The 23,277-nt window shown below is 61.5% G+C and carries 20 protein-coding genes, 1 tRNA gene and 1 pseudogene; 14 read left to right on the top strand and 8 right to left on the bottom strand.

The window, feature by feature from the left end:
* Nucleotides 1-200 precede the first annotated feature (200 nt).
* Complete coding sequence (locus tag SSARUM_RS15555) at nt 201-1,604, bottom strand: coniferyl aldehyde dehydrogenase (protein WP_048321780.1); 1,404 nt, start codon at nt 1,602-1,604, stop codon at nt 201-203.
* 220 nt (nt 1,605-1,824) lie between these two features.
* Here SSARUM_RS15555 and SSARUM_RS15550 point away from each other — a divergent pair, with 220 nt between their 5' ends.
* Complete coding sequence (locus tag SSARUM_RS15550; protein ID WP_043147674.1) at nt 1,825-2,655, top strand: alpha/beta fold hydrolase; 831 nt, start codon at nt 1,825-1,827, stop codon at nt 2,653-2,655.
* Between the two features lie 67 nt (nt 2,656-2,722).
* Here SSARUM_RS15550 and SSARUM_RS15545 read toward each other — a convergent pair whose 3' ends face one another.
* On the bottom strand, nt 2,723-3,775 hold the full coding sequence (locus SSARUM_RS15545; RefSeq protein ID WP_049211357.1) for a porin: 1,053 nt from the start codon (nt 3,773-3,775) through the stop codon (nt 2,723-2,725).
* A gap of 54 nt (nt 3,776-3,829) precedes the next feature.
* Nucleotides 3,830-4,660, bottom strand: a complete 831-nt coding sequence (gene amiA, locus SSARUM_RS15540) for an N-acetylmuramoyl-L-alanine amidase AmiA (protein ID WP_049211354.1) — start codon at nt 4,658-4,660, stop codon at nt 3,830-3,832.
* Between the two features lie 334 nt (nt 4,661-4,994).
* On the opposite strand from amiA, the gene SSARUM_RS15535 reads away from it, so the two are divergent.
* From SSARUM_RS15535 to SSARUM_RS15505, 7 genes are all read left to right on the top strand, one after another.
* Nucleotides 4,995-6,365, top strand: coding sequence for an MFS transporter (locus SSARUM_RS15535; protein ID WP_041035867.1), 1,371 nt, complete (start codon nt 4,995-4,997; stop codon nt 6,363-6,365).
* Between the two features lie 16 nt (nt 6,366-6,381).
* Entirely contained in the window at nt 6,382-6,780 is a 399-nt protein-coding gene (locus SSARUM_RS15530) for a hypothetical protein (RefSeq protein ID WP_223181972.1), read from the top strand.
* A 46-nt stretch (nt 6,781-6,826) separates the two neighbouring features.
* Nucleotides 6,827-7,903 (top strand): ABC transporter substrate-binding protein, encoded by a 1,077-nt coding sequence (locus SSARUM_RS15525; RefSeq protein ID WP_209007986.1) that lies wholly within the window; start codon nt 6,827-6,829, stop codon nt 7,901-7,903.
* Nucleotides 7,904-7,966: 63 nt separating this feature from the next.
* Nucleotides 7,967-8,956, top strand: coding sequence for a FecCD family ABC transporter permease (locus SSARUM_RS15520; RefSeq protein ID WP_223181971.1), 990 nt, complete (start codon nt 7,967-7,969; stop codon nt 8,954-8,956).
* Nucleotides 8,943-9,710: an ABC transporter ATP-binding protein gene (locus tag SSARUM_RS15515; RefSeq protein ID WP_049211347.1), complete on the top strand. Its 768-nt coding sequence runs from the start codon at nt 8,943-8,945 to the stop codon at nt 9,708-9,710. Before SSARUM_RS15520 ends, SSARUM_RS15515 begins: the two co-directional genes overlap by 14 nt.
* Nucleotides 9,711-9,811: 101 nt before the next feature.
* On the top strand, nt 9,812-10,687 hold the full coding sequence (hchA, locus tag SSARUM_RS15510) for a glyoxalase III HchA (RefSeq protein ID WP_049211345.1): 876 nt from the start codon (nt 9,812-9,814) through the stop codon (nt 10,685-10,687).
* Nucleotides 10,684-11,412, top strand: a complete 729-nt coding sequence (locus SSARUM_RS15505) for a PA1136 family autoinducer-binding transcriptional regulator (protein ID WP_049211342.1) — start codon at nt 10,684-10,686, stop codon at nt 11,410-11,412. Before hchA ends, SSARUM_RS15505 begins: the two co-directional genes overlap by 4 nt.
* Here SSARUM_RS15505 and SSARUM_RS15500 read toward each other — a convergent pair.
* Nucleotides 11,409-12,299 carry a LysR substrate-binding domain-containing protein gene (locus SSARUM_RS15500; protein WP_049214166.1) on the bottom strand — a complete coding sequence of 297 codons (891 nt, stop codon included), beginning with the start codon at nt 12,297-12,299 and terminating at the stop codon, nt 11,409-11,411. The two genes, SSARUM_RS15505 and SSARUM_RS15500, sit on opposite strands and share 4 nt — an antisense overlap.
* A gap of 129 nt (nt 12,300-12,428) precedes the next feature.
* Here SSARUM_RS15500 and SSARUM_RS15495 point away from each other — a divergent pair, with 129 nt between their 5' ends.
* A complete protein-coding gene (locus SSARUM_RS15495) occupies nt 12,429-13,001 on the top strand; it encodes a hypothetical protein (RefSeq protein ID WP_049213658.1) in 573 nt (190 codons plus the stop codon).
* A 149-nt stretch (nt 13,002-13,150) separates the two neighbouring features.
* On the opposite strand, the gene SSARUM_RS15490 is transcribed toward SSARUM_RS15495, so the two are convergent.
* Nucleotides 13,151-14,071: an AraC family transcriptional regulator gene (locus SSARUM_RS15490; RefSeq protein ID WP_060430293.1), complete on the bottom strand. Its 921-nt coding sequence runs from the start codon at nt 14,069-14,071 to the stop codon at nt 13,151-13,153.
* Between the two features lie 105 nt (nt 14,072-14,176).
* On the opposite strand from SSARUM_RS15490, the pseudogene SSARUM_RS15485 reads away from it, so the two are divergent.
* Nucleotides 14,177-15,009: pseudogene (locus SSARUM_RS15485) on the top strand (oxidoreductase).
* 96 nt (nt 15,010-15,105) lie between these two features.
* Here the strand turns inward: SSARUM_RS15485 and SSARUM_RS15480 are convergent.
* From SSARUM_RS15480 to dpiA, 3 genes are all read right to left on the bottom strand, one after another.
* Nucleotides 15,106-15,181, bottom strand: a tRNA-Asn gene (locus tag SSARUM_RS15480).
* A 114-nt stretch (nt 15,182-15,295) separates the two neighbouring features.
* Nucleotides 15,296-18,385, bottom strand: coding sequence for a beta-galactosidase (locus SSARUM_RS15475; RefSeq protein ID WP_060430291.1), 3,090 nt, complete (start codon nt 18,383-18,385; stop codon nt 15,296-15,298).
* A gap of 102 nt (nt 18,386-18,487) precedes the next feature.
* Nucleotides 18,488-19,174 (bottom strand): two-component response regulator DpiA, encoded by a 687-nt coding sequence (gene dpiA / locus SSARUM_RS15470; protein WP_021505854.1) that lies wholly within the window; start codon nt 19,172-19,174, stop codon nt 18,488-18,490.
* A gap of 313 nt (nt 19,175-19,487) precedes the next feature.
* On the opposite strand from dpiA, the gene citC reads away from it, so the two are divergent.
* The 4 genes from citC to citF are packed head-to-tail and all read left to right on the top strand — an operon-like array spanning nt 19,488 to nt 23,275.
* Nucleotides 19,488-20,558, top strand: coding sequence for a [citrate (pro-3S)-lyase] ligase (citC, locus tag SSARUM_RS15465; protein WP_004940809.1), 1,071 nt, complete (start codon nt 19,488-19,490; stop codon nt 20,556-20,558).
* Nucleotides 20,558-20,866, top strand: a complete 309-nt coding sequence (citD, locus tag SSARUM_RS15460; RefSeq protein WP_019452464.1) for a citrate lyase acyl carrier protein — start codon at nt 20,558-20,560, stop codon at nt 20,864-20,866. The genes citC and citD overlap by 1 nt, the downstream gene beginning before the upstream one ends.
* Complete coding sequence (gene citE, locus SSARUM_RS15455) at nt 20,850-21,770, top strand: citrate (pro-3S)-lyase subunit beta (RefSeq protein ID WP_016927085.1); 921 nt, start codon at nt 20,850-20,852, stop codon at nt 21,768-21,770. Before citD ends, citE begins: the two co-directional genes overlap by 17 nt.
* Nucleotides 21,770-23,275: a citrate lyase subunit alpha gene (citF, locus tag SSARUM_RS15450; RefSeq protein ID WP_028130661.1), complete on the top strand. Its 1,506-nt coding sequence runs from the start codon at nt 21,770-21,772 to the stop codon at nt 23,273-23,275. Before citE ends, citF begins: the two co-directional genes overlap by 1 nt.
* The last annotated feature ends 2 nt before the right edge of the window (nt 23,276-23,277 follow it).

Raw genomic sequence — 23,277 nt, 5'->3', positions numbered from 1 at the left:
GCATGCGGGTAAGGCTTGCGTCGGGTGTTGCGCTAAATAACTGAACTCAATGGAATCACATCGCCCCGGCCGCTAACGGGCAAAGGGCGACTCATGGCTAAGCTTAGTCAGCGGCGGCGGAGAGATAAAATAGGAATGATTGAATACTGTGATAGCTTGCGGCGATTCCTGGCTGTGTTATTGATAGTCAGCGCGGCGCTCTATCGGCGCCGCAGCATCACCTTGAGTACCGCGTCCGCCAGCCTGCCGAACGGCGCGCGCAGCAGATCGGTGAAGCGCCAGCGGCTTTGGATAAAGACGCCCTTGGCATGGCTCAGCGCTCGGAATCCTTCGATGCCGTGACAGGCCCCCATGCCGCTGGGGCCGATGCCGCCGAACGGCAGATCGTCCTGGGCAAAGTGCAGCAGGGTGGCGTTGACGCTGACGTTGCCGGAGGTGGTGCGCGCCAGCAGCCTGTCCTGCAGGGGGCCGCCTGGGCCAAAGTAGTACAGCGCCAGCGGGCGCGGCCCGGCGTTGATAACGTCGATCGCTTCATCAAAGGCGGCGTAGGTGCGCACCGGCAGCAGCGGCCCGAAGATTTCCTCTTGCATGATCCGGCTGTCGTCGGGGGCGCCGACGATCAGCGTGGGGGCGAGGGTTTTCGGCCTTTCCGCTGCCGAGTCCGGGCGGTGGCCCACCGGAACGATCCGCGCGCCCCGCGCCTGGGCGTCGGTGAGCAGATCCTGCAAACGGTGGTAGTGCCTGTCGTTGATGATGGCGCCGTAGTCATGGCTCGTCGGCCCGTCGGGGTAAAACGCTTTGACCGCCGCGTCGTAGAGCGCAATGAAGTTTTCCACATCGTCCTGATGGATCAGCAGGAAATCGGGCGCGATGCAGGTTTGGCCCGCGTTCGACAGCTTGCCGAACGCCAGGCTGTTAACGGTTCTGGCGTTAACCGCGCCGGGCGCCACCACGGCGGGGCTTTTGCCGCCCAGCTCGAGCGTCAGGGGCACCAGATTTTTACCGGCCGCCTGCATGATCTGGCGGCCGATCGCCGTGCTGCCGGTGAACACCAGGTGATCGAACGCCAGCTCACTGAATCCGGCCCCGACGTCCGGCCCGCCGGTCACCACGGCGACCTCATCGGCGGGAAACAGCGCTGCCAGCATCGTTTCGATAAGCTGGCTGGTGCGCGGCGTGAGCTCCGAAGGTTTCAGCATCACGCGGTTGCCGGCGGCCAGGGCGGTGGCCAGCGGGATGAAGGTCAACGAAAACGGGTAGTTCCACGGCGCCATGACGCCAATCACGCCTTTAGGTTGGTATTGCACGTAGGCGCGCCCGGCCTGGTACGGCAGGGCGACGTGGCGGCGTTCCGGCTGCATGAAGCGTTTCAGGTTGCGCAGCAGGTAATCGATCGCCTGCACGGTGACCAGGATCTCCAGGATGTCGGTTTCGTAAGGCGAACGGTGGCCGAAGTCTGCGCTGACGGCCGCCGTCAGCGCGCCGCGCTGGGCCAAAATGGCGCTCCGCAGGCGGCGCAGGGTGGCCTTGCGCTGAGCGATCGTCGGTGCGCCGTCGCGCAGGAAGGCATGACGCTGGGCGGCAAGCCGTTGCTCCATCGTCATGAGGATGTCATCTCCCTGCACTTGAATTCTCCTGATGCCGAGTGAAAGCGGGAATGCGGTTTGCCGAATCGTGTTTGACCTTAAAGTGAACTTTAAACCTATACTCGTTAAACGATCAACGCAAGATCGTCGGCCAACCGGGATGAGGGAGCCAGAGATCCCGGCGCCGCGCGCAGTATAAACCTTCTTTTTTAACCAAAGTGTAAATGGGAGAAACGACATGGGTTACGTAACGACCAGCGATGGCGTCGAGATTTTCTACAAGGATTGGGGCCCCAAAAACGGCAAGGTTATCTATTTTCACCACGGCTGGCCGCTGTCCAGCGATGACTGGGATGCCCAGATGCTGTTCTTCGTGAACAAAGGGTTCCGCGTGGTTGCGCACGATCGCCGCGGCCACGGCCGCTCCAGCCAGGTGTGGGAAGGGCACGACATGGACCACTACGCCGATGACGTCGCCGCGGTGGTAAAACACCTGGGCGTGCAGGGCGCGATGCACGTGGGCCACTCGACGGGCGGCGGCGAGGTGGTGCGCTATATCGTGCGCCACGGCGAGGACAAGGTATCCAAAGCGGTGCTGATCAGCGCGGTGCCGCCGCTGATGGTGAAAACCGACGCCAATCCGCAGGGCACCCCCAAAGCGGTGTTCGATGATTTCCAGGCGCAGCTGGCCGCCAACCGGGCGCAGTTCTATTACGACGTGCCCGCCGGCCCGTTCTACGGCTATAACCGCCCGGGCGCCAAACCGTCGGAGGCGATTATCTGGAACTGGTGGCGCCAGGGCATGATGGGCGGCGCCAAGGCGCACTACGACGGCATCGTCGCCTTCTCGCAGACCGATTTCACCGAAGATCTCAAGAAGATCGCCATTCCGGTGCTGGTGATCCACGGCGACGACGATCAGGTGGTGCCTTATCAGGATTCCGGCGTGCTGTCGGCCAAGCTGGTGCAAAACGGCACGCTCAATACCTATAAGGGCGCGCCGCACGGCATCCCGACCACCCATGCCGATCAGGTCAACGCCGATCTGCTGGCGTTCGTGAACAGCTAAAGACTCAACGCGTCGCGAGCCTCGCCCTTCACCGGGCGGGGCTTTTTATTGGCTGCGGGAGAGCGGATCACCAATGATAGCTGATGCCCATATCGAGCTTGTCCGACGCATCGACGCCGGGCGTGTGCTGCGAAAGGTTATTGAATTCATAGTTAATAAACACCTGCATATTGCTGTTGAGCAACCAGGTGACCCCCAGCTCCTCATAGTTCAATAAGTCCATGTTCCGGCCTGCCCGGGTCTGTATCAAACGGGTATAGCCGATGTTGGGTTGAATATGGTCCGTCAGCCGATATTTGGCGAGCGCTTCATAACTTGACGCCGAACCGCGGTTAGCGGTTTGTTGCGGGCTGATGGCGTTGTCGCTTTGGGTGAACACGGCCGCAAGATAGATTTTTTTCGACGCATAGAGAGCTCCTTCAGCCAGCGTATCGATGCGCCGGCGATAGCCGGCGGCGCGTTGTTGCCGCTGCGTGGTTTGAGACGCCGAGGCGGCGGCGATGAGGCTGAGCGTCGGCGTCAGCGCATAACGGAAGGAGAGGCCGAATCCGTTGCCGTTTTGTTTGCCCGGCGTTTGCCGGTCGTCGCCGTCTTTGAACTGATATTGCAACGCGAGTGCGGCGCGCCGCTGAAACAGGCTGAAGGGGCGGCGGTAAGTGAGCAGGTTACGCGCCCGGCCGCGCATAAAATTGTCGATGTAGTTGTAGGCCATCTCTCTAAACAGCGGAGAGCGATCGGTCAGGGCGGTCACATCATAGAGCACGCCCCAATTGCGGCCGATATCGAGGCTGCCGAAGGTTGCGTTTTGCACCCCAATATAGGCAAGTCGGGTGCTGTTGCGAGTCGCGTCGGCGAAGCTGACGGTATATTCCCAGTGGGCGTAGGCCCGCCAGCGCGGCGCGATCTTTTTTTTGCCTATCAGGCCGAAATAGAGGTAGCTGCGGTCGCCGTCGTCGCGCGCGTTTTGGCCGCTGTAGCGTCTGGCGATAATCGTGCCGTAGAAATTCAGGCTGTTTTGCTGCGACCCCGTCAACGACACGGCGAAGGCGCCGCGTGGTAATAGGGCCAGCAGGGGGAAAAGCATGCCCGCCGAAAAATAACGCGGATTGCATTTTATCATGATGACACCGTCCCTGTGCGCGGCAAGCCCGTGAGCTTGCCGCCTCGGCGAAGCTTAAGCGTGCGTTTCGCGTTTAAAGTAGCTGACGATCCCCTGAGCGATCGCCGTGGCAATTTTATTTCGGAATGCGGGGGTGCCGAGCAGCCTTTCTTCCTCAGGGTTGGTGATGAAAGAGGTTTCCACCAACACGGAAGGAATATACGGGGATTTTAAGACCACGAAGGCCGCCTGTTCGGTATTTTTGGCATGCAGATGATGAATGGGCGCAATATGTTGAATCAGGTGCGAGCCCAGCGTCAGGCTTTCTTTGATCGTTTCCGTCTGCTCCAAATCAAACAGTATCTTCTGCAAATAGCGGTCTTTCTTGATGACGTTAGGGCCGGCGAGATCGTCCGCCGCGTTTTCACTGTTCGATAAGTATTTCGCCATCGCGCTGCTGGCGCCTTTATTGGAAAGCGCAAAGACCGAAGCGCCACAGGCGCTGGGGCAGGTAAAACCGTCGGCGTGGATGGACATGAAAAGATCCGCACCGTGCCGGTGCGCGATCTCCACCCGATCGTAAAGCGGAATAAAAACGTCGCTGTCGCGCGTCAGGCGGGCATCGATGCCGTGTCGATCGAGCTGTGCACGCACATTTCTGGCGATCGCCAGAACGACATGTTTTTCCAGCGAACCGGTGTGGCCAATGGCACCGGAGTCGATGCCGCCATGACCGGGATCCAACATGACCAGGAATCTTTTTCGCGCCCCCTGAGGTTTGGGGCGCGGCAGGCCGTGGGCGTGAGCCAGCGGGGAAACGGCGCCGTTCAGCGCCAGGGCCGCCAGCCCTGCCAACATCATTCTGCGGCGAGATAACCGGGTGTTCAAAAGGTCCGTCTTAGCCATAAGGTTAACCAGCATAAAAGGAAAGGGTGTTTTTGTTATAACATAACAATTTCACGCGCCAGCGGGGTTGTCTGTTAGCGGCTGTTACTTTTAATGTCATTCCTTAAATTCACTGGTTTTTTATACTGCATTTATTTTGTTTATTGAATATTCGTATTGCTATTAATTTGTTTTGTATTTGTTAATTCTTATTTTGACACACTATTTAATCTAATATTTCAAATGAGATTTATTTTCCTCTTTAATTGATATGTTATAACGTAATTACTAAAACGGATAAAAAACGGGGTCTTTGCCGCCGGCATGAAGTCACTCACGTTTTTGGAGCGTTAACATGACTTTTAAACACCAGGAAAAAGAGACATTAAATATATTCGCCGTTCTCGCCGTCTCGTTAAGCACGGTTATCGCCATGCTCGACAGTACCATCGCCAACGTGGCGCTGCCGGTGATCGCCAAAGATTTCGGCGTTTCCGAATCGGCCTCCATCATGATTATTAATGCCTACCAGTTTGCCGTCGTGGCCTCTTTGATGCCCTTCGCGGCGCTGGGCCGCGCGGTGGGCAATAAAAAAATCTTTATGGCCGGGGTGGTGCTGTTCGCTTTTTCATCCCTGGGCTGCGCGCTGTCCACGACGCTGGAGATGCTGACGGCATTCAGGGTGATACAGGGCTTCGGCGCGGCGGCGGTGCTCAGCGTCAATGCGGCGCTGATCAAGGAGATATACCCGGCAAGGCTGCTTGGGCGCGGCCTGGGCATAAACGTGATGGTGGTGTCGGTTTCCGCCGCCGCCGGGCCATCCATCGCCTCGGCGATACTTTCTCAAACGAGCTGGAACTGGCTGTTTACCATTAATGTTCCCATCGCCTGCCTGTCGCTGCTGCTGAGCGTGATATTCCTGGGTTCCCGCGAGCGGCGCAGCGTTGGGTTCGACAGCGGGGGCGCCCTGTTGGTGTTTGTGCTGTTTATCGCTTTCTCGCTCAGCACCATGAGCATGACCACTCACCATCTGCCGGCGGCGGCGCTGAGCTTTGCGGTATTCGCCGGGCTGGCCGGGTTGCTGTACATCAATCAAAAAAGAAAGGCCGACGCCGCGCTGATCCCGATCGCGATGCTGCATAACCCGACGCTGTCATTGTCTTTGCTGATGTCGATGCTGTCCTACAGCACCCAGCTTTTGGCCTATGTTTCGCTGCCTTTTTATTTTCACAACGTTCTGCAAAGAAACGTGGTGGAAATCGGTCTGTTGCTGACCGCCTGGCCGCTGGCCACCATGGCGTCTTCGCTAATTTCCGGCGATTTGGCCAAGAAGTACGATCCCAATCTTGTTGCCCTCTCGGGCCTTGCCTGTCTGCTGGCAGGCATGCTGCTGATGGCCAATCTGCCGAGCGATCCGTCGAATGGGGCGATCGTATGGCGCGTGGCGCTGTGCGGCATCGGTTTCGGCCTGTTTCAATCACCGAACAACCTGTTGATCATGACGTCGGTCTCCCATGAAAACAGCAGCATCGCCAGCGGCCTGTTGGGCAGTTCCCGGCTGATTGGGCAAATCGTCGGTTCGGCGTTGGTGGCGATTTTCTTCAACATGCGGGGTGCGCAAGCGACGAACATCAGTTTAATGGCGGGGGCGGCATTCTCGTTCCTTTCTCTGGTCGTGAGCTATATGCGCTTCAAGTCCGCCGTTACGTTAAAAACCAGTAAATAGAAGCACGAGGTTTCCCATGCGATTTATCCCATTAGTACCGTTGGTTATCGGCATGGCGGCGTTTTCCCTTGCCGGCTGCACGACCTACCACGACGTGGCGTTGCAACAAAAAGAGACGGGGCTCAATAGCCAATATTACCTGCTGCAGCCGCCGGTCTATGTCGGCGACCGGTTGAAATATGGTCTGAAGGACGGCAGCGGCGGCGAGTTGACGGTAGCGAAGGTTGAACCGAAAGACCTGGTCGCCGACAGCGGAAAAATCATTCCCCTGTCGCAGCTCTCTTTCCTGCAACGAAAAGACCTTTCCACAGGAAAAACCGCCGCGTTGGTCGGCGGCGGCGCGGTCGCCACCACGGCAATCGTCTTTGTGGCCGGGATAACCATCATGGCCGCCGGCATCGCCGCGTCGGCCTAACGCAGCCCATCGCCGCACGCCGCCGAGCGTGCGCACAGGAGGCACCATGTGCGTCACAGTGAAATTTATCGCCACCGCGCTGCTGGCAATATTCGCCTTGCCGACGGCGCCTTGCGCCAGCGGCAGTCAGCCGGCGGCGGCCGAACGGCCGCAGAGCGCAGCGGTGCAAAAGTTGCCTGGCCACTATCAGCGGATCGTCATCACCGGCAACTGCCCCTTCGGCGTGATCCTGGCGAACGAGGCGGCCTACCGGCACGTCGTCGGCGTGGGGCCCTGGGCGTTCATGCATGCCGATATGCATGTGTTGAAGGACATGAAGCCTGACATCGGCAGGATCACCTCCGCCTTCATCAATAAGGACTACCGGGTCAACATGGAGTCGTTAATGAATCTACGGCCCGACATTATTTATTACTACGGCAAAAGCCAGGACGATCGGCTGGAAAGGGCGGGCGTGATGACCGTCGATCTGGATGCCGGCGGGAAGACAAAGTACCAACCGATGGTCACCCAGATGTATTGGGAAAATACCTTCGCCGACACGCTCGGCCTGCCGCGCACGCACAAATTCAAAGATGCCTGGGAAAAGACCCTGAAGCAGATCCGCCCCTATGCCGCAGCCATCCGCGCGCAGCACGTCAGGGCGTTGTATCTCGAAGAAAGCGACGGCAGGCAGCTGAAGGTGAGCGGCCCGCATACCTACGGCGACACCTACCTGAAAATGGCCGGCATGGACAACGTCGCCGGGGATTTGCCGGTGAAAGGGGATGCCGGCAGGTACATCAACGTTTCGATGGAGCAGATCATGGCCTGGGACCCGGATGTGATTTTCGTGGTTTTCGGCAGCGCTAAAGCGCTGCTGCACGGGGGGATCCCCGGCCAGGCCTGGGAGACGCTCAGGGCGGTAAAAAACGGCAAGGTTTTCTCGACGCCGATGGGCATTCATAACTGGGGGGGCCTGTCGGCGGAAACGTCACTGCTGCCGCTGTTTATGATCAACCGCTATGCCCCTGAAGACATTAGCGACAAGACGCTGCGGGAGGAGACGCGCCGCTATTATCAGACGATGTTCTCCTATGCGATCCCGGACCGTTTGTTGGATGAGGTGCTGGCACAGCGCTAGCACCACGGTTGAATTGCGTTAGTGGGTTGGAGGAGCTTGGGGATGCCGGGCAGAGGAAAATATATGGCGATCATGGTAGGGCTGTTTTTAGCCTTGTGTGTGGTTGCCGTCGCATCACTGTTTGCCGGCCGTTACGCCTTGTCGGCCCATGACGTGCTGCTGATTTTATGGCAGGGGAACATGCCGGGGGAAAACCAGGCCCACTATTCGGTGATTTTTAACCTGCGTGCGCCGCGGGTGGTGGCGGTGATGCTGGTGGGCGGCGGGTTGGCAGTCGCCGGCGCGACCTTTCAGGCGGTGCTGAAAAACGCGTTAGCCAGCCCGGACGTGCTGGGCACGTCTTCCGCCTCCGCCTTTGGTGCCGCGCTGGGCATTTTATTGAGTTTGCCTTTTGCCCTGAGTTCCCTGCTGTCGTTTCTTTTCGGCGTGGTGAGTTTGTTGCTGGTGCTTGGCATTTGCCGCCTGAAACGCCGGCAGGATGCGCTGACGACGATCCTGTCCGGCATGATTATCGCGTCGGTGTTTATCGCGTTTGTCTCGGCCATCAAATATGTCGCCGATCCGCAGGATACCTTGCCTGCCATTGTCTTCTGGCTGATGGGCAGCTTCGCTTCGGTGGCGAAAGCGCAGGTCTATTGGCTGATCCCGCTGTTTGCGGCGTGTTACCTGACTATCTACCGGCTCAGGTGGAACATGAACATTCTCTCGCTGGGGGACGACGAGGCGCGCATTGCCGGCCTGAATCCGCCCCGGCTGAAGATCCTATTGCTGATCGCCGCCTCTCTGCTGGTTTCCGCCTCGGTGAGTTTGGCCGGCGTGGTGGGGTGGGTTGGCTTGGTGATCCCCCATTTGGTGCGAAGCGTGCTGGGATATAACCACGGCCGCCTGATCCCAGCATCGGCGATCGGCGGCGCGTTGTTTTTGCTGGTTATCGACAATATTGCGAGAGGTGCCACCTATACGGAAATTCCAATCGGCATCCTGACCGCGCTGATCGGCGCGCCGCTTTTCGCGGTGCTTTTTATTCTGGGGAATCGATATGATCACCGCTAGCCGGCTAGCCTTTGGTTTCAAGGGGCGGGAGCCCATTTTCGACAACGTCAGCTTCGAGCTTAAGCGCGGCGAGATCCTCAGTGTGCTGGGCCCGAACGGCGCCGGCAAAACGACGCTGCTGAGAAATATTGCGGGCCTGTGTCGGCCCAGCGCCGGCAGGTGCGAGATCGGCCGCGTCGATAATCGAGAGGCGCGCCTGGCCTACGTGCCGCAGGCGAAAACACCACATTTTTCCTATGGCGTACTCGATTTTGTCACTTTCGGCTGCGCCCGCCATGCGGGATGGTTCGCCGGGCCGCGTCGGCAAGATTTCACCAGGGCGCAGGCGGTGTTGCACGCGCTGGAGATCGCGCCGCTGGCGCAGAAAAATATCAACCAGATCAGCGGCGGTGAACTGCAGATGTGTTATTTCGCCAAGGCGCTGGTGGCAGATCCCGACGTCATGATCCTCGACGAACCGGAATCGAATCTGGATTTTTACAATCAGGCCAAAATGATCGAGATGCTGTGGCGCCTCGCCAAAGAGCGGCAGATGACGATCGTGCTGAATACGCATTTCCTCAATTACGCCGAACGCATCTCCGACAAGTGTTTACTGATGGCAAAACGGCAGTCGCTGTTTGGCGTTAAAAGCGCTGTGCTGCGGGAAGATATCCTGGAGCGCTATTTCCGGGTGCCGGTCAGAAAATGCCGCTATGAACACCAGGGCGCCAGCGAAGAAACCTTTATTATCGCTCTACGCAATCTCGCCTGAGTTTCGGCTGCAAGGATTGCTTGAGGGATATCCCTCATTGCGGCCCCGCCGGCGGTTATTTAAGCTGAAAGGGCAACGCAACGGTGAATATGGAGATAATCATGACTGATTCAGTGTCCAACGATCGTAATCCCACCCCGGATGTGGCGGAAGACAACGCGTTCTTCCCATCACCTTACTCCCTCAGCCAGTACACCTCGTCCAAAACCGACTTCGCGGGTGCCAGCTACCCGAACGCCTATCGCGGCGGCAAGTGGAAGGTGCTGATGATCGCCTCGCAGGAGCGCTACCTGCTGATGCAAAACGGCAAGTTCTTCTCCACCGGCAATCACCCGGTCGAGATGCTGTTGCCGATGCATCACCTGGATCTGGCCGGTTTCGAGATCGACATCGCCACGCCGTCCGGCGATCCGGTGAAGCTGGAGATGTGGGCGTTCCCGCAGGAAGACGACGCGGTCAAGGCCACCTACGAGAAGTACCGCAGCCAGCTCAAGCAGCCGAAAAAGCTGACGGAGGTGGTGAAGGATCTGGATGGCGGCAACTACCTCGGCGTTTTCATCCCCGGCGGCCACGGCGTGCTGAATGATATCCCGTTCAGCGAAGAGGTGAAAAAGACCCTGCACTGGGCGCACGACAACGATCGCTACGTGATTTCGCTGTGCCACGGGCCGGCCGGTTTGCTGGCGGCGGGCATCGACGAGAGCAAAGAGGATTTCCTCTATCGTGGCTATGAAATGTGCGTGTTCCCGGACTCGCTCGATACCGGCGCCAACATCGACATTGGCTACATCCCCGGCCCGATGCCCTGGCTGGTGGGCGAACGCCTGCGCGAGCGGGGCGTTAAGATCGTTAACGCCGACATTACCGGCAAGGTGCATAAAGATCGGCGCCTGCTGACCGGCGACAGCCCGCTGGCTTCCAACAACCTCGGCAAGCTGGCGGCGGAGACGCTGCTGGCCGACGTCGCCGTGCGATGAGCGACGAGATCGCGCAGCGCGCTTTCCAGACGGCGCTGGCGATGGACCACGAGCGAACCTTGTCCGCCATTCAGGGGCGGGTTCGCGCCTTCGCCGCGCCGTTCGGCTTCGATCGCTTTGTGCTGTTTTCCGCTTCCGCCGCGGCGGAGGCGGGGATCGAGCATATCTATTGGGTCGAGGGCGACTGGTTCGGCGACGGCGAGGCCGTCGATGCGCTGACCTACGTGCGGCACTGCCCGGTGACCCGGCATATGCTGCGGGTCAGCGAGCCGTTTTTCTGGACCAAGAACCGGGCGCAGCAGGGCGAGCGCTACCGGATTGTACGCACGCCGCGCGGCGCCGGCCTGCACGGCGTGCAGATCCCGGTGTTCGGCCCGGCCGGTTTGGAGGGTGCCGTCAGCCTGGGGGGCGATCGCATCGACGCCTCGCCGCCGGCGCGGCTGGCGCTGTCGCTGGTGGGCACGGCGGCCTTTCAGGCGGCGCGGCGGCTGTTCGCACCGGCGGCCGGCGAGGGAGAGAGCCGGCTGTCGGCGCGCGAGCGCGAGGTGCTGAGCTGGACCGCCATCGGCCGGCGGCAGGCGGATATCGCTGCGATGCTCGGCCTGTCTGAACGCACGGTGGAAAACCACCTGCGGCGCATTCGCCAACGCCTTGGCGCCGCCACCACCGCGCAGGCGATCGGCGTGGCGATCCGCCTGGGGGAGATCGCCCCCGAGCGCCGTTAGCCTGCTGTCATTTGCCGCAGCAGCCACTCGCGCAGCGCAATGATATCGGGGCGCTGCGCGGTTTCTTCGGTGGCTACCAGGTAATAGTTGGCGCCGGGTAACGACATCTCGAACGGCGCGGCCAGCACGCCGCGCTGCAACAAATCGCGCGCCAGCAGCCGGCTGGCGATCACCACCCCCTGGCCCGCCACCGCCGCCTGCAGCGCATGCGTCTCGTCGCTGAAGGTCAGCCCGGCTTCCACGTTCAACCCTTCCGGCCCGTAGCGCCGCCGCCAGTTTTCCCAGGTCGGCGCGTCGGCGGGCACCTGCCGATGTTCCACGTGAAACAGCGTTACCCGCTGCAAATCCTCGCTGCGCTCCAGCGCCAGCGCCGGGCTGGCCACCACGATAAAGCGATCCTCATGCAGCAGGGTGCAGTGCAGATCGCTTTCCGGCGTTTCACGGTAGCGGATGGCGACGTCCACGGTGCGCTGGTTGAGATCGACGCGCTCGACGCTGGTGTGCAGGCGCAGATCGATGGCGGGAAACTCCGCCTTGAAATCCGCCAGGCGCGGCACCAGCCAGTGGGTGAGAAAATTGGAGGTGGTGGTGACGGTCAGCGCCGGCGGCTGTTGGGCGCGGGTGATTTGGGCGACGGACTGCTCCAGCGCGGCAAAGGCGCGCTGGGTGCCGGCATACAGGATCTCGCCGATCTCGGTCAGGCTGACGCCCTGCGCGCTGCGCTCGCACACCCGGCATGCCAGCACCGACTCCAGCAGCTTGATCTGATGGCTGACCGCCGTCGCGCTGACGCCCAGCTCCTCGGCGGCCAGTTTGAAGCTGCGGCAGCCGGCCACGGCGTGGAAGGCGCGCAGCGCGCCCAGCGGCGGCAAACGGGGTTTTCTCATGGCTGAGTTATTCTCATCTAAGGCTGAAAACTATGAGTTTGTCTGACCGATTATACAAGAGATAGGCTACTGACATGTGAACAGGGAAATGAATTTATTTCATCATTTCCACCATGTCGGGAGTTAACGATGAGCATATATGTCAACAACGGCGCCCTGGGCGCCATGGAACACACGGGAACGGCGGCGAGTGCCCTGGCGCTCAGCGTGCCGGTGGCGGCGGGCGCCTTGCTGCTGAAGACCGAAAGCCTGCTGGGCCTCGGCGCAACGCTGATGTTGCTAACGGCATTGGCGTTGGCGTTTCTCGGCGGCGCCGCACTGGCCCGCTGGCAGCCGCTGCGGAACCGGCCTGCGCTGTCTATGCTCCGCTACGGTTTTTTGCTGGCGGCGGCGGGGTGGCTATTGACGCTGCTGATGCTGTTCGGCGGCCATGATTGGCCGGCCCTGCTGGCGGGCATCGCCCTCGGCGGCCTGGGGCAGGGCGTGGCCTACCGCACGGCGGTGGGGGAAAAAAGAGCGCTCACCGTGGCGCACCGTTTGACGACGGTGGTGAGCATCGTGGCCGTGTTGGTTGCCGCGTTGCTGATTCAAACCTACGCCGCGCCGGGCGCGAGAGGAGGCTGTTTCGCGCTGGCGTTGCTGGTCGATCTGGCGCTGTTGGGGGCGTTGATGGCGCGGGTTGCGGAGCGGGATGGCGCCTGAGACAGTGCGGAGGGCCAAAGGCCTGCCTGGGGACGGGGCGGGCTTTTTGGTGTTTGCGGAGATTGTTGAGTAGGTGATCCGACGGTTGGTTTTGTGGCATAAACGGACGCTACCTACCTCAAGGTAGCGTTTGCCATACCGAACAAGCCTCAGTGCGACGAAACAAATATCGAGGCAGGCTGCGCGGGCGGAATGGCGAAGTGACGCTGCATGCGTTTTATCTCCTCTGCCGGTGGCAGGCCAAACAGACGTTTGAATTCGCGATTAAATTGCGATGGGCTTTCATAGCCAACGGCGTAACTCGCGGCGGCGGCGGTGATTTGTTGGCGCACCATCAGCATCCGTGCCTGGTGCAGGCGTACCGATTTCACATACTGCATCGGCGGCATCTGCGTTATCGCCTTGAAATGGCTATGAAAGGTCGGCACGCTCATGCCGGCCCTCATCGCCAGCTGCGTCAGCGTTAACGGCTCCGCGTAAGCGGCATGGATGTGCTGCAACGCTTTACCGATTTTGCCAAACTGGCCCTGCAAGGCCAGCGCGGCACGCATTGCGTTGCCCTGTGCGCCTGTCAGCACGCGAAAATAAAGCTCACGCACCCGCGCCGGGCCGAGGATTGCCGCCTCAAGCGGGTTGGCCAGGACGTCAAGTAAGCGAAGTACGGCCATTTTTACCGCGCCGTCCATGGGGCTCGACATCATGCTTTGCGGCGCGACGGGAGGATGCGGGGCGCCATGCTGTTCAATCTGCAGCATCAGTTCCGCGACAAGCTGAAAATCCAGATGCATATAAATCGCCAGCAGCGGATGTGCTGCTGACGCGTCGGTTTCCATCACAAACGGCACCGGCACCGAAACCGCCAGGTAGTGCTGCTCATCATATAAATAGGTCTGTTGACCGAAATAGCCGCGTTTGCTGCCCTGGCAGACGATCACGATCCCCGGATCGTAAAGCACCGGCGTTCTGGCAAGCGGGCGATCGGAGCGCAAAATTCGCACATCAGGCAGGGCAGTGAGGTTGTATCCCTCTTGCACCGCAAGTCTATTCATCAGGGTAATCATGTCGGACATCCCACCACCTCATAAAATCAGGCAAGAAAAAGAGAAAATACGGCCTAAAAATGCGGCAGAGCAGAGAATACCATGCAATCTTCATGGTTCATGGGAGTTCTTTTTATGGCATCTGCAAAAACGATTTTAATCACCGGCGTCAGCAGTGGCTTTGGCCAGGCGCTGGCGCGGGAAGCCCTCGCCGTAGGGCATCGGGTTGTAGGAACGGTGCGCAACAGCGAAGCACTGCAGGCTTTCGCCGCGCTCGATACGCAGCACGCTTTTGGCTATCTGCTTGATGTCACGGACGATGAACGTATTGATGAGGTGGTTGGAGAGATAGAGTCCGCCGTCGGCCCGATAGATGTGCTGGTGAACAATGCCGGTTACGGCCATGAAGGCATTCTGGAAGAATCCCCGCTTGCAGAGCTGCGCCGCCAGTTTGACGTCAATGTGTTTGGCGCGGTGGCGATGATCAAAGCCGTGCTACCGGGCATGCGCCAGCGCCGTCGCGGCCACATTATCAATGTCACCTCAATGGGCAGTTTCATTACCTTGCCCGGTATCAGCTATTACTGCGGCAGCAAATTTGCACTGGAAGGGATATCAGAAACTTTAAGTAAAGAGCTTGCCCCGTTCAACCTACACGTGACCGCCGTGGCGCCGGGCTCGTTTCGGACGGACTGGGCCGGGCGTTCAATGGTACGCAGCCCTCGCTGTCTCCCTGACTATGACGCGTTATTTGAACCTGTTCGTCAGGCGCGTCAGGAAAAAAGCGGCAAGCAACTGGGCGATCCCGTGAAGGGGCTCACGCCATGCTGGCATTGATCGAGAGCCGGAATCCACCCACGCATCTGTTGTTAGGCAGTGACGCATTAAGTTTGGTGCGGCAAAAGCTCGAGGCGTTAGGCAAGGAAATTGAACAGTGGGAGAAACTTACCCGTTCAACGGATGGCTGAACGGTTTCGGGTAGGGAGAGTACAGGGGATCATCGATGATGACCGCCCAACAGCAAAAAGCCCGCTCAGGTTTCCCTGAGCGGGCTTCTCTAAATATGGCTCCTCTGACTGGACTCGAACCAGTGACATACGGATTAACAGTCCGCCGTTCTACCGACTGAACTACAGAGGAATCGTTTGAACGGGGCGAATAATAGCGAGGCGCCGTCGGCATGTCAAAGGCGGATTACACATTCTGTGACTGTTTGCTTACAGAATGCGCAACCCGTTGAGTTTTTTGGCAGATTTAGCTCTCGGGCGCCCGCTGCAGGCGCAACTGATAGCGGTAAACGCCGGCGGTGAGCAGGTAATCCCGGTGCACGCTCGGGCTCCAGGAATCGTCGCCGCCCACCCCCATGTGGAAGCCGTCCAGATGCAGCCAGGTGCCTGCTTCCGGCTGCAGCAGATGCTGGTGGCTGCAGGCCATCAGCTGTTGCAGGCCGTAGCGGCTGAGCGAGAAGTGGAAGCGGCCGTCGATGCGCCAGCCGCCGTAGCGCAGGCTGCGGGTGTCGCAGCGCAGGCCGTTCTCGCCGGGGAAAATATACGGCGTGTGCAGATCTGCCAGCGGCAGGCGCCAGCGCCCGTGCTGCGCGGCCAGGCGGCGATCCGGGTAGTTCTCGTGCGGGCCCAGGCCCAGCCATTCCGCCTGCGGTTGCACCGTTGCCAGTTGGCAGTGCAGGCCGATGCGCGCCGGCGGCGGCAGAGTATCGGCCACCTCGACTTCCACGCTCACGTTCACCGCGCCCAGCGCGTCGAATAGCCACTGCTTGCGGCTAATCAGCAAAATCTGCCCGTCCACGCCGAACTGGTGTTCGCTCACCACCTGCACGCCGTTTTGCAGCGCATCGGCCTGCAGCCGCGTGCAGCGTTCCTCCAGCCGGTACAGGCCCGACAGCTTCCAGCGTTCGACCCAGGCGTTGGGATCGATATGGTCCGCCTCGCTGACGCCGATGTCGTTATCGATCGGCGCGCGCGCAAAACCGTCGCGCAGCGGCGTCAGCAGCTGCGGCTGCTCATTCTGCCACCACTGCGTCAGGTGGCCGCTGCTGCGCTCGAAGCGCCAGCGCTGGTCGCCGTGGGTGAGGGTCAGCCCCTGATCGTCCTCAATCAGCGTGGGCGGCACGCCCTGCGCCGGCTGCGGGGCGGGATGCAGCGCGCGCGGCACCCGCCACTGATCCCAGGCGCAGCGGTGGTGCGCTTCGGACCAGTCGGTGGCCTGCGGCTGCACCACCTCCACATTCAGCCACAGCTCGCCGGGCTGATGCAGCATCGGTAGGCGATCGAGCAGGGTGAAGCTAGCGCTGCCCTGCGGCGCCAGCGCCAGATTGAAGCTGCCGCTGGCGCGCTCCACGCCGTCCAGCTCCAGCCGCCAGTTGAGCTGCTCGTTGTCGGTGTGGCGGAACAGGTAATCGCTGGTGACGGTCAGCGTCAGCGAGGCGGCGTCGAAGGCGAAGCGGAACAGCTGCTGCGCCCGCTGCGCTTCGAACAGCGCCGGGTGCGGGGTGCGATCCGCGAACACCAGCCCGTTCAGGCAGAACTGGCGATCGTTGGGGGTATCGCCGAAGTCGCCGCCGTAGGCCCAGTACTCTTCGCCCTGGACGTCGCGCTTGATCAGCGCCTGATCGACCCAGTCCCAGACAAAGCCGCCTTGCAGGCGCGGGTAATGGTGGAACGCGCGCCAGTAACGCTCAAAGCCGCCGAAGCTGTTGCCCATCGCATGGGCGTATTCACACAGGATCAGCGGCCGCTGTTCCTCCGGCAGGCCGATCCACTTGCCGAGCGCCCATTTGGGCACCGCCGGGAACGGCTGATCCTGATCCACCCGCGCATACATCGGGCAGATGATGTCGGTGGCGGCGGTGTCGGCGCCGCCGCCTTCATATTGCACCGGGCGGGTCGGATCCTGGCTTTTCACCCAGCGGTACAACGCGTCGTGGTTCACGCCGTGGCCGGACTCGTTGCCCAGCGACCAGATAATGATGCAGGGATGGTTGCGATCGCGCTGCACCATGCGGGTAACGCGCTCGCTCATCGCCGGCAGCCACAGCGGATCGTCAGCCAGGCGGTTCATCGGCTGCATGCCGTGGGTCTCGATATTGGCTTCGTCCACCACGTAAAGCCCGTAGCGGTCGCACAGCCGGTACCACAGCGGGTGGTTGGGATAGTGCGAGCAGCGCACCGCGTTGAAGTTGTGCTGCTTCATCAGCAGGATGTCGTGGCGCATCGTCGCCTCGTCCATCACCTGGCCGTGGCGCGGATGATGCTCGTGGCGGTTAACGCCGCGGATCAGCAGCGGCTGCCCGTTGAGCTTCAGCAACCCGCCGCTGATGTCCACCTGGCGGAAGCCGACGTCATAGGCCTCCACCTCGATAATCTCCCCCTCGGGCGAGAGCAGGGCGACGGTGGCGCGATACAGCGCGGGCGTTTCGGCGCTCCACAGCGCCGGGCGTTCTACCGGCAGCCGCAGCGTGACGCGATCGTCATAGGCGCCGCGCTCGTCCACGATCTCGCTGCCGAGCGGCTGGGTGCGTTCGGCCACCCGCGCGCCATCGCGCCACAGCTGAACCTGCACCTGCAGCGGGCCGGGCCGGCTGGCGCGCGCCGTCACCACCAGTTCGCCGCGGGTAAAGCTGTCATGCAGCGGCGTGGTGATGCGCACATCGCTCAGGTGCGCGGCGGGTTTGTGCAGCAGGCTGACGTCGCGGAAGATGCCGCTCATGCGCCACATGTCCTGATCTTCCAGATAGCTGCCGTCGCACCAGCGCAGCACCATCACCGCCAGCCGGTTTTCTCCCGGCTGCAGCCACGGGCTGAGATCGAACTCCGCCGGCAGGCGGCTGTCCTGCGAATAGCCCACCCAGTGGCCGTTGCACCACAAATAGAACGCCGAGTTGACGCCGTCGAAGATGACGCGCGTCTGGCCGGCGGCCAGCCAGGCCGGATCGACGCTGAAGGTGCGCGAGTAGCAGCCGGTCGGGTTGTCTTCCGGCACGCGCGGCGGATCGACCGGGAACGGGTAGCGCACGTTGGTATAGATCGGCGTATCGTAGCCGGCGAGCTGCCAGTTGCCCGGCACCGCCAGCGGGGCTGCGTCCGGTAAATCCTGCTGCAGCCAGCCTTCCGGCGCCGCCTCTGGGCGCGGGAAATAGCTGAAGCGCCACTCGCCGTTCAGCGACCTGCGGCTGGCGCTGGGGGCATCGTCGCGCGCGTCTTCCACCGTGCGCCAGCTGGCGAACGGCGGGTGGGCGTCCAGCCGGCGGGAGTGGGTGCAGGCCGGGTTTTGCCAGTCACGGCGGGCGAGGATCTCGGTCAGGGAAGCAAGGGGCGCAGCGGGCATCGGCGATCGTCCAGTCGGCTAGGTGATGCTCACCAAGATGCTGACCGGCGCATAAAAAGTAAAGCGGTTACACGCAACCTTGCAAGGGCGATCAAATAACCGTTAATGCGGTTCGCCGGCGCGGTAGATCCGCTGTGGGCGGCCGACCTTGCCGTAAATGATCTCGGCGCGCAGTTGCTGCGCGGCGGTGCAAAACTCCAGATAACGGCGCGCGGTGGTGCGGCTGAGCCCCATTTTTTGCGCAACGCTTTCAGCGGTGTGGCGCGCGGCGGGTTCGGCAAACAGCGCGCGGACCTTGCCCAGCGTCAGCTCGTCGATGCCGGCGGGCAGCGCCGCCTGCTGTTCGCCGCGGGCGTAGGTGTTGAACATCTCGTCGATGCGGCGCTGGTTGAGGCGCGCTTTGTCTTTCAGCGCTTCGCGGCGCTGGCTGAAGCGCTGCAGGGTCTGGCTCAGCCGGTCATAGGCCAGCGGTTTGATCAGGTAGTCGAATACGCCGTAACGCAACGCCTCGGCCACGGTGGCCATGTCGCTGGCGGCGGTGATGAACACGATGCCGCCGCGATACCCGCTCAGCGTCAGTTCGCGCAGTAGGGTGATGCCCTGGCCGTCGGGCAGAAAGTTGTCCAGCAGGATCAGGTCCGGCTTGAAGCGCTCGGTCATGGCGCGCGCCTGCGCCAGGGTGCCGGCCAGCCAAATCTGGCGGCAGCCGCCGTTCTGGCGGATAAACTCCGCGTGCATTTCCGCCAGCGGCGTTTCGTCTTCAACGATCAGGATGTTCAGCCATTCCATAATGAAACCTGCTATTGCAATCAAGATGCTAAATGAATGTAAGTAAATTGCGGCGCCAAATAAAGATTATCTCAATAATAAACACCATAAGATTAATTAAGCAAATAAAGAACATTAAATAACTTATTAACCGGAATCGGTTTGTGAAATAGGTCAATAATCGGCGTTTTTTTTCTGTTTACCATTGATTTATCGAACGCGAAACGGCGTTTATCTTCATGGTTTTTAAGGTTTTAATTATCTTGCTTAATGTTAATTAAAATGCGTTTTTGTATTTAATTTGTTGTTTGCCAGTTAACCCAGAGAGCGTGTTATGTTAGGCGATGCCGTATTTAATCGGGTAAAGCGATCGGATCATAAAGCGATTTCGGAAATAAGCGCCTTCTTGCGCAGTAACGATCTGAATATCGACACCACGGTTGAAATATTTATTACCGTTACCCAGCACGACAAATTGGTCGCCTGCGGCGGCATCGCCGACAATATTATCAAATGCGTCGCCATCAGCCCACTGATGCGCGGCGAAGGGTTGGCGCTGGCGCTGGCGACCGAGCTGGTGAACCTGGCCTACGAGCGCCACCACACCCAGCTGTTTATCTACACCAAGGTGCAGAACGAACCGCTGTTCCGCCAGTGCGGTTTCTATCCGATCGCCACCGTGCCGGGCATCGTGGTGCTGATGGAAAACAGCCCGTGCCGCCTGAAGCGTTACGCCGCCCAACTGGCGAGCCAGCGCCGGCCGGGCGACACCATCGGCAGCATTGTGATGAACGCCAACCCCTTCACCCGCGGGCATCAGTATCTGGTGCGTCAGGCGGCCAAACGCTGCGACTGGCTGCACCTGTTTTTAGTGAAGGAAAACACCTCGCGCTTCAGCTATGAAGACCGCCGCCGGCTGGTGCTGGCCGGCACCGCCGATATCCCCAACCTTACGGTACACGAAGGCTCGCAGTACGTGATCTCGCGCGCCACCTTCCCCTGTTACTTCATCAAGGATCAGGGCGTGGCCGACGACTGTTACACCGAAATCGATCTGAAGATCTTCCGCCAGTATCTGGCGCCCGCGCTGGGCATTACCCACCGCTTCGTCGGCAACGAGCCGTTCTGCGCGGTGACCGCGAAATACAACCGCGACATGCGCTACTGGCTGGAAACGCCGGCGCTGCCCAGCCCGCCGATCGCGCTGGTGGAAATCGAGCGTTTGCAATATCAGGGCACGGCGATCTCCGCCTCCTGGGTGCGCAAGCTGCTGGCGGCGGGGGACTTCCACGCCGCCGCGCCGCTGGTGCCGCCGGACACCCTGTACTACCTGCAGGATCTGCAAACGCAGCGCCGGGCCAAGGCGGCCCCGCATCCTTTTGAGTCCGCACAATCAGGTGAATGATGAAAATTATCCGAGAAGCAATGGCCGGCACGCTGGAATCCAGCGATGTCATGGTGCGCATCGCGCCCGCCGAGGGGCCGCAGCACGATCTGTTGATCGCCAGCAGCGTGGAAAAACAGTTCGGCGCGGCGATCCGCCACACCCTGCTGGAGGTGCTGCAGCGTTATGAGGTGGAGCCGGTGCAGGTGATCGTCGATGACAAAGGCGCGCTGGACTGCGTGCTGCGCGCCCGGCTGGAAACCGCGCTGATGCGCGCCTGCGAGGGTGGCCAACTGCCGTGGGAGGCGAAAGATGAAAACGCTGAATAAAACCCGGCTGCGCCGCAGCATGCTGTTCGTCCCCGGCGCCAACGCGGCGATGGTCAGCAACGCCTTTATCTACCAGGCCGATGCGCTGATGTTCGATCTGGAAGACTCGGTGATCCTGCGTGAAAAAGACGCGGCGCGCCGGCTGGTGTACCACGCGCTGCAGCACCCGCTGTACCAGGAGGTGGAAACCATCGTGCGCGTCAATGCGCTCGACTCAGCCTACGGCCTGGCGGACTTGCAGGCGGTGGTGCGCGGTGGCGCGGACATCGTGCGCCTGCCGAAGACCGACAGCGCGCAGGACGTTGTCGACATGGAACGCGAGATCGCCGCCATCGAAGCGGCCTGCGGCCGGCCGGTCGGCAGCACCGGGCTGCTGGCGGCGATCGAATCGGCGCAGGGCATCACCAACGCGGTAGCGATCGCGCACGCTTCGCCGCGGCTTATCGGCATCGCGCTGGGGGCGGAGGACTACGTGCGCAACCTGCGCACCGAACGCTCGCCGGAGGGCATCGAGCTGCTGTTCGCTCGTTGTTCGCTGCTGCAGGCGGCGCGCGCCGCCGGCATTCAGGCGTTCGACACCGTCTATTCCGACGCCAATAACGAGGCCGGCTTCCTGCAGGAAGCGGCGCTGATCAAACAGCTCGGCTTCGACGGCAAATCGCTGATCAACCCGCGCCAGATTGAGCTGCTGCACAACCTGTACGCGCCGACCGCCAAAGAGGTGGCGCACGCGCAGCGGGTGGTGGACGCCGCCGAAGCGGCGGAGCGGGAAGGGCGCGGCGTGGTGTCGCTCAACGGAAAAATGGTCGACAGCCCGGTGATTGAACGCGCCCGGCTGGTGCTGGAGCGCGCCGCGCTGTCCGGCTTACGGGAAGAACCGGCGCAGCACGGGGAGGAAGCATGATGAACCGCCAACAACGATTGATGACCTTCGCCAACCCGGCGGATCTGCCGGGCTATCAGGACGTCTCCAAAGCCAACCTGCAGGCGCGCAAACCGCGCGATCTCAAGCTGTGCGACTCCTTGCAGGAAGCGGTGCGCCGCAGCGGGCTGCAGGACGGCATGACCATCTCCTTCCACCATGCGTTTCGCGGCGGCGATCTGGCGCTCAATCAGGTGATGGAGACGCTGGCGGCGATGGGGTTCCGCAACCTGACGCTGGCGTCCAGCTCGCTGACCGACTGCCATGCGCCGCTGGTTGAGCATATCCGCCACGGCGTGGTGAGCCGCATTTACACCTCCGGGCTGCGCGGCCCGCTGGCGGACGCGGTTTCGCGCGGCCTGCTGGCGGAGCCGGTGCAAATTCACTCGCACGGCGGCCGGGTCAACCTGATCGAATCCGGCGAGCTGAAGATAGACGTGGCCTTCCTTGGCGTGCCGGCCTGCGATGAGTTCGGCAACGCCAACGGTTACAGCGGTGAAGCCTGCTGCGGCTCGCTCGGCTATGCGCGGGTGGACGCCGAGGCGGCGGGCACCGTGGTGCTGCTGACCGAGCAGCTGGTGCCGTATCCGCATCATCCCGCCAGCCTGGCGCAGGATCGGGTGGATCTGATCGTGCAGCTGGAGCGGGTGGGCGACGCCGACAAGATCGGCGCCGACGCCACGCGCATGACCTCGAACCCGCGCGAGCTGCTGATCGCCCGCCGCGCCGCCGAGGTGATCGCCGGTTCCGGCTACTTCACCGAAGGCTTTTCGCTGCAAACCGGCACCGGCGGCGCCTCGCTGGCGGTGACCCGGTTCCTGGAGGACAAGATGCGCGCCCGCGGCATTCGCGCCGCGTTCGCCCTCGGCGGCATCACCTCGACCATGGTGGATCTGCACGAGAAAGGGCTGATCGGCAAACTGCTGGACGTGCAGAGCTTCGATCGGGCGGCGGCGACCTCGCTGGCGCGCAACCCGCGCCATATCGAAATCAGCGCCAACCAGTACGCCAACTTCAGCTCCAAGGGCGCGTCGGTCGATCGGCTCGACGTGGTGGTGCTGAGCGCGCTGGAAATCGACACCGGCTTCAACGTTAACGTGCTGACCGGCTCCGACGGCGTGCTGCGCGGCGCGTCCGGCGGCCACTGCGACACCGCCGCCGCCGCGCGGCTGGCGATCATCGTTGCGCCGTTGGTGCGCGGGCGCATCCCGACGCTGGTAGAGCAGGTGACTACCTGCGTCACGCCGGGCTCCAGCATCGACATTCTGGTGACCGACCACGGCATCGCCGTCAATCCGGCGCGGCCGGAGCTGGCGCAGCGCCTGCGGGAGGCCGGCCTCGAGGTGGTGAGCATCGACTGGCTGCGCGCCCGTGCGCTGCAGCTGACCGGCGAACCGCAGCCGATCGCCTTTACCGACAAGGTGGTGGCGGTGGTGCGCTACCGCGACGGCTCGGTGATCGACGTGGTGCATCAGGTGGCGGAGTAGCC

The sequence above is a fragment of the Serratia sarumanii genome (assembly GCF_029962605.1).
GTDB classification, from domain to species: Bacteria; Pseudomonadota; Gammaproteobacteria; order Enterobacterales; family Enterobacteriaceae; genus Serratia; species Serratia sarumanii.
Note: the sequence above shows the minus strand (reverse complement) of the source record. Positions and strands in the feature narration are given on the sequence as shown.

Bases quoted from the DNA above. Each gene is read 5' to 3' on its own strand.
- SSARUM_RS15555 (WP_048321780.1), bottom strand. From the start codon at position 1,604: ATGACGATGGAGCAACGGCTTGCCGCCCAGCGTCATGCCTTCCTGCGC.
- SSARUM_RS15550 (WP_043147674.1), top strand. From the start codon at position 1,825: ATGGGTTACGTAACGACCAGCGATGGCGTCGAGATTTTCTACAAGGAT.
- SSARUM_RS15545 (WP_049211357.1), bottom strand. From the start codon at position 3,775: ATGATAAAATGCAATCCGCGTTATTTTTCGGCGGGCATGCTTTTCCCC.
- amiA (WP_049211354.1), bottom strand. From the start codon at position 4,660: ATGGCTAAGACGGACCTTTTGAACACCCGGTTATCTCGCCGCAGAATG.
- SSARUM_RS15535 (WP_041035867.1), top strand. From the start codon at position 4,995: ATGACTTTTAAACACCAGGAAAAAGAGACATTAAATATATTCGCCGTT.
- SSARUM_RS15530 (WP_223181972.1), top strand. From the start codon at position 6,382: ATGCGATTTATCCCATTAGTACCGTTGGTTATCGGCATGGCGGCGTTT.
- SSARUM_RS15525 (WP_209007986.1), top strand. From the start codon at position 6,827: ATGTGCGTCACAGTGAAATTTATCGCCACCGCGCTGCTGGCAATATTC.
- SSARUM_RS15520 (WP_223181971.1), top strand. From the start codon at position 7,967: ATGGCGATCATGGTAGGGCTGTTTTTAGCCTTGTGTGTGGTTGCCGTC.
- SSARUM_RS15515 (WP_049211347.1), top strand. From the start codon at position 8,943: ATGATCACCGCTAGCCGGCTAGCCTTTGGTTTCAAGGGGCGGGAGCCC.
- hchA (WP_049211345.1), top strand. From the start codon at position 9,812: ATGACTGATTCAGTGTCCAACGATCGTAATCCCACCCCGGATGTGGCG.
- SSARUM_RS15505 (WP_049211342.1), top strand. From the start codon at position 10,684: ATGAGCGACGAGATCGCGCAGCGCGCTTTCCAGACGGCGCTGGCGATG.
- SSARUM_RS15500 (WP_049214166.1), bottom strand. From the start codon at position 12,299: ATGAGAAAACCCCGTTTGCCGCCGCTGGGCGCGCTGCGCGCCTTCCAC.
- SSARUM_RS15495 (WP_049213658.1), top strand. From the start codon at position 12,429: ATGAGCATATATGTCAACAACGGCGCCCTGGGCGCCATGGAACACACG.
- SSARUM_RS15490 (WP_060430293.1), bottom strand. From the start codon at position 14,071: ATGTCCGACATGATTACCCTGATGAATAGACTTGCGGTGCAAGAGGGA.
- SSARUM_RS15475 (WP_060430291.1), bottom strand. From the start codon at position 18,385: ATGCCCGCTGCGCCCCTTGCTTCCCTGACCGAGATCCTCGCCCGCCGT.
- dpiA (WP_021505854.1), bottom strand. From the start codon at position 19,174: ATGGAATGGCTGAACATCCTGATCGTTGAAGACGAAACGCCGCTGGCG.
- citC (WP_004940809.1), top strand. From the start codon at position 19,488: ATGTTAGGCGATGCCGTATTTAATCGGGTAAAGCGATCGGATCATAAA.
- citD (WP_019452464.1), top strand. From the start codon at position 20,558: ATGAAAATTATCCGAGAAGCAATGGCCGGCACGCTGGAATCCAGCGAT.
- citE (WP_016927085.1), top strand. From the start codon at position 20,850: ATGAAAACGCTGAATAAAACCCGGCTGCGCCGCAGCATGCTGTTCGTC.
- citF (WP_028130661.1), top strand. From the start codon at position 21,770: ATGAACCGCCAACAACGATTGATGACCTTCGCCAACCCGGCGGATCTG.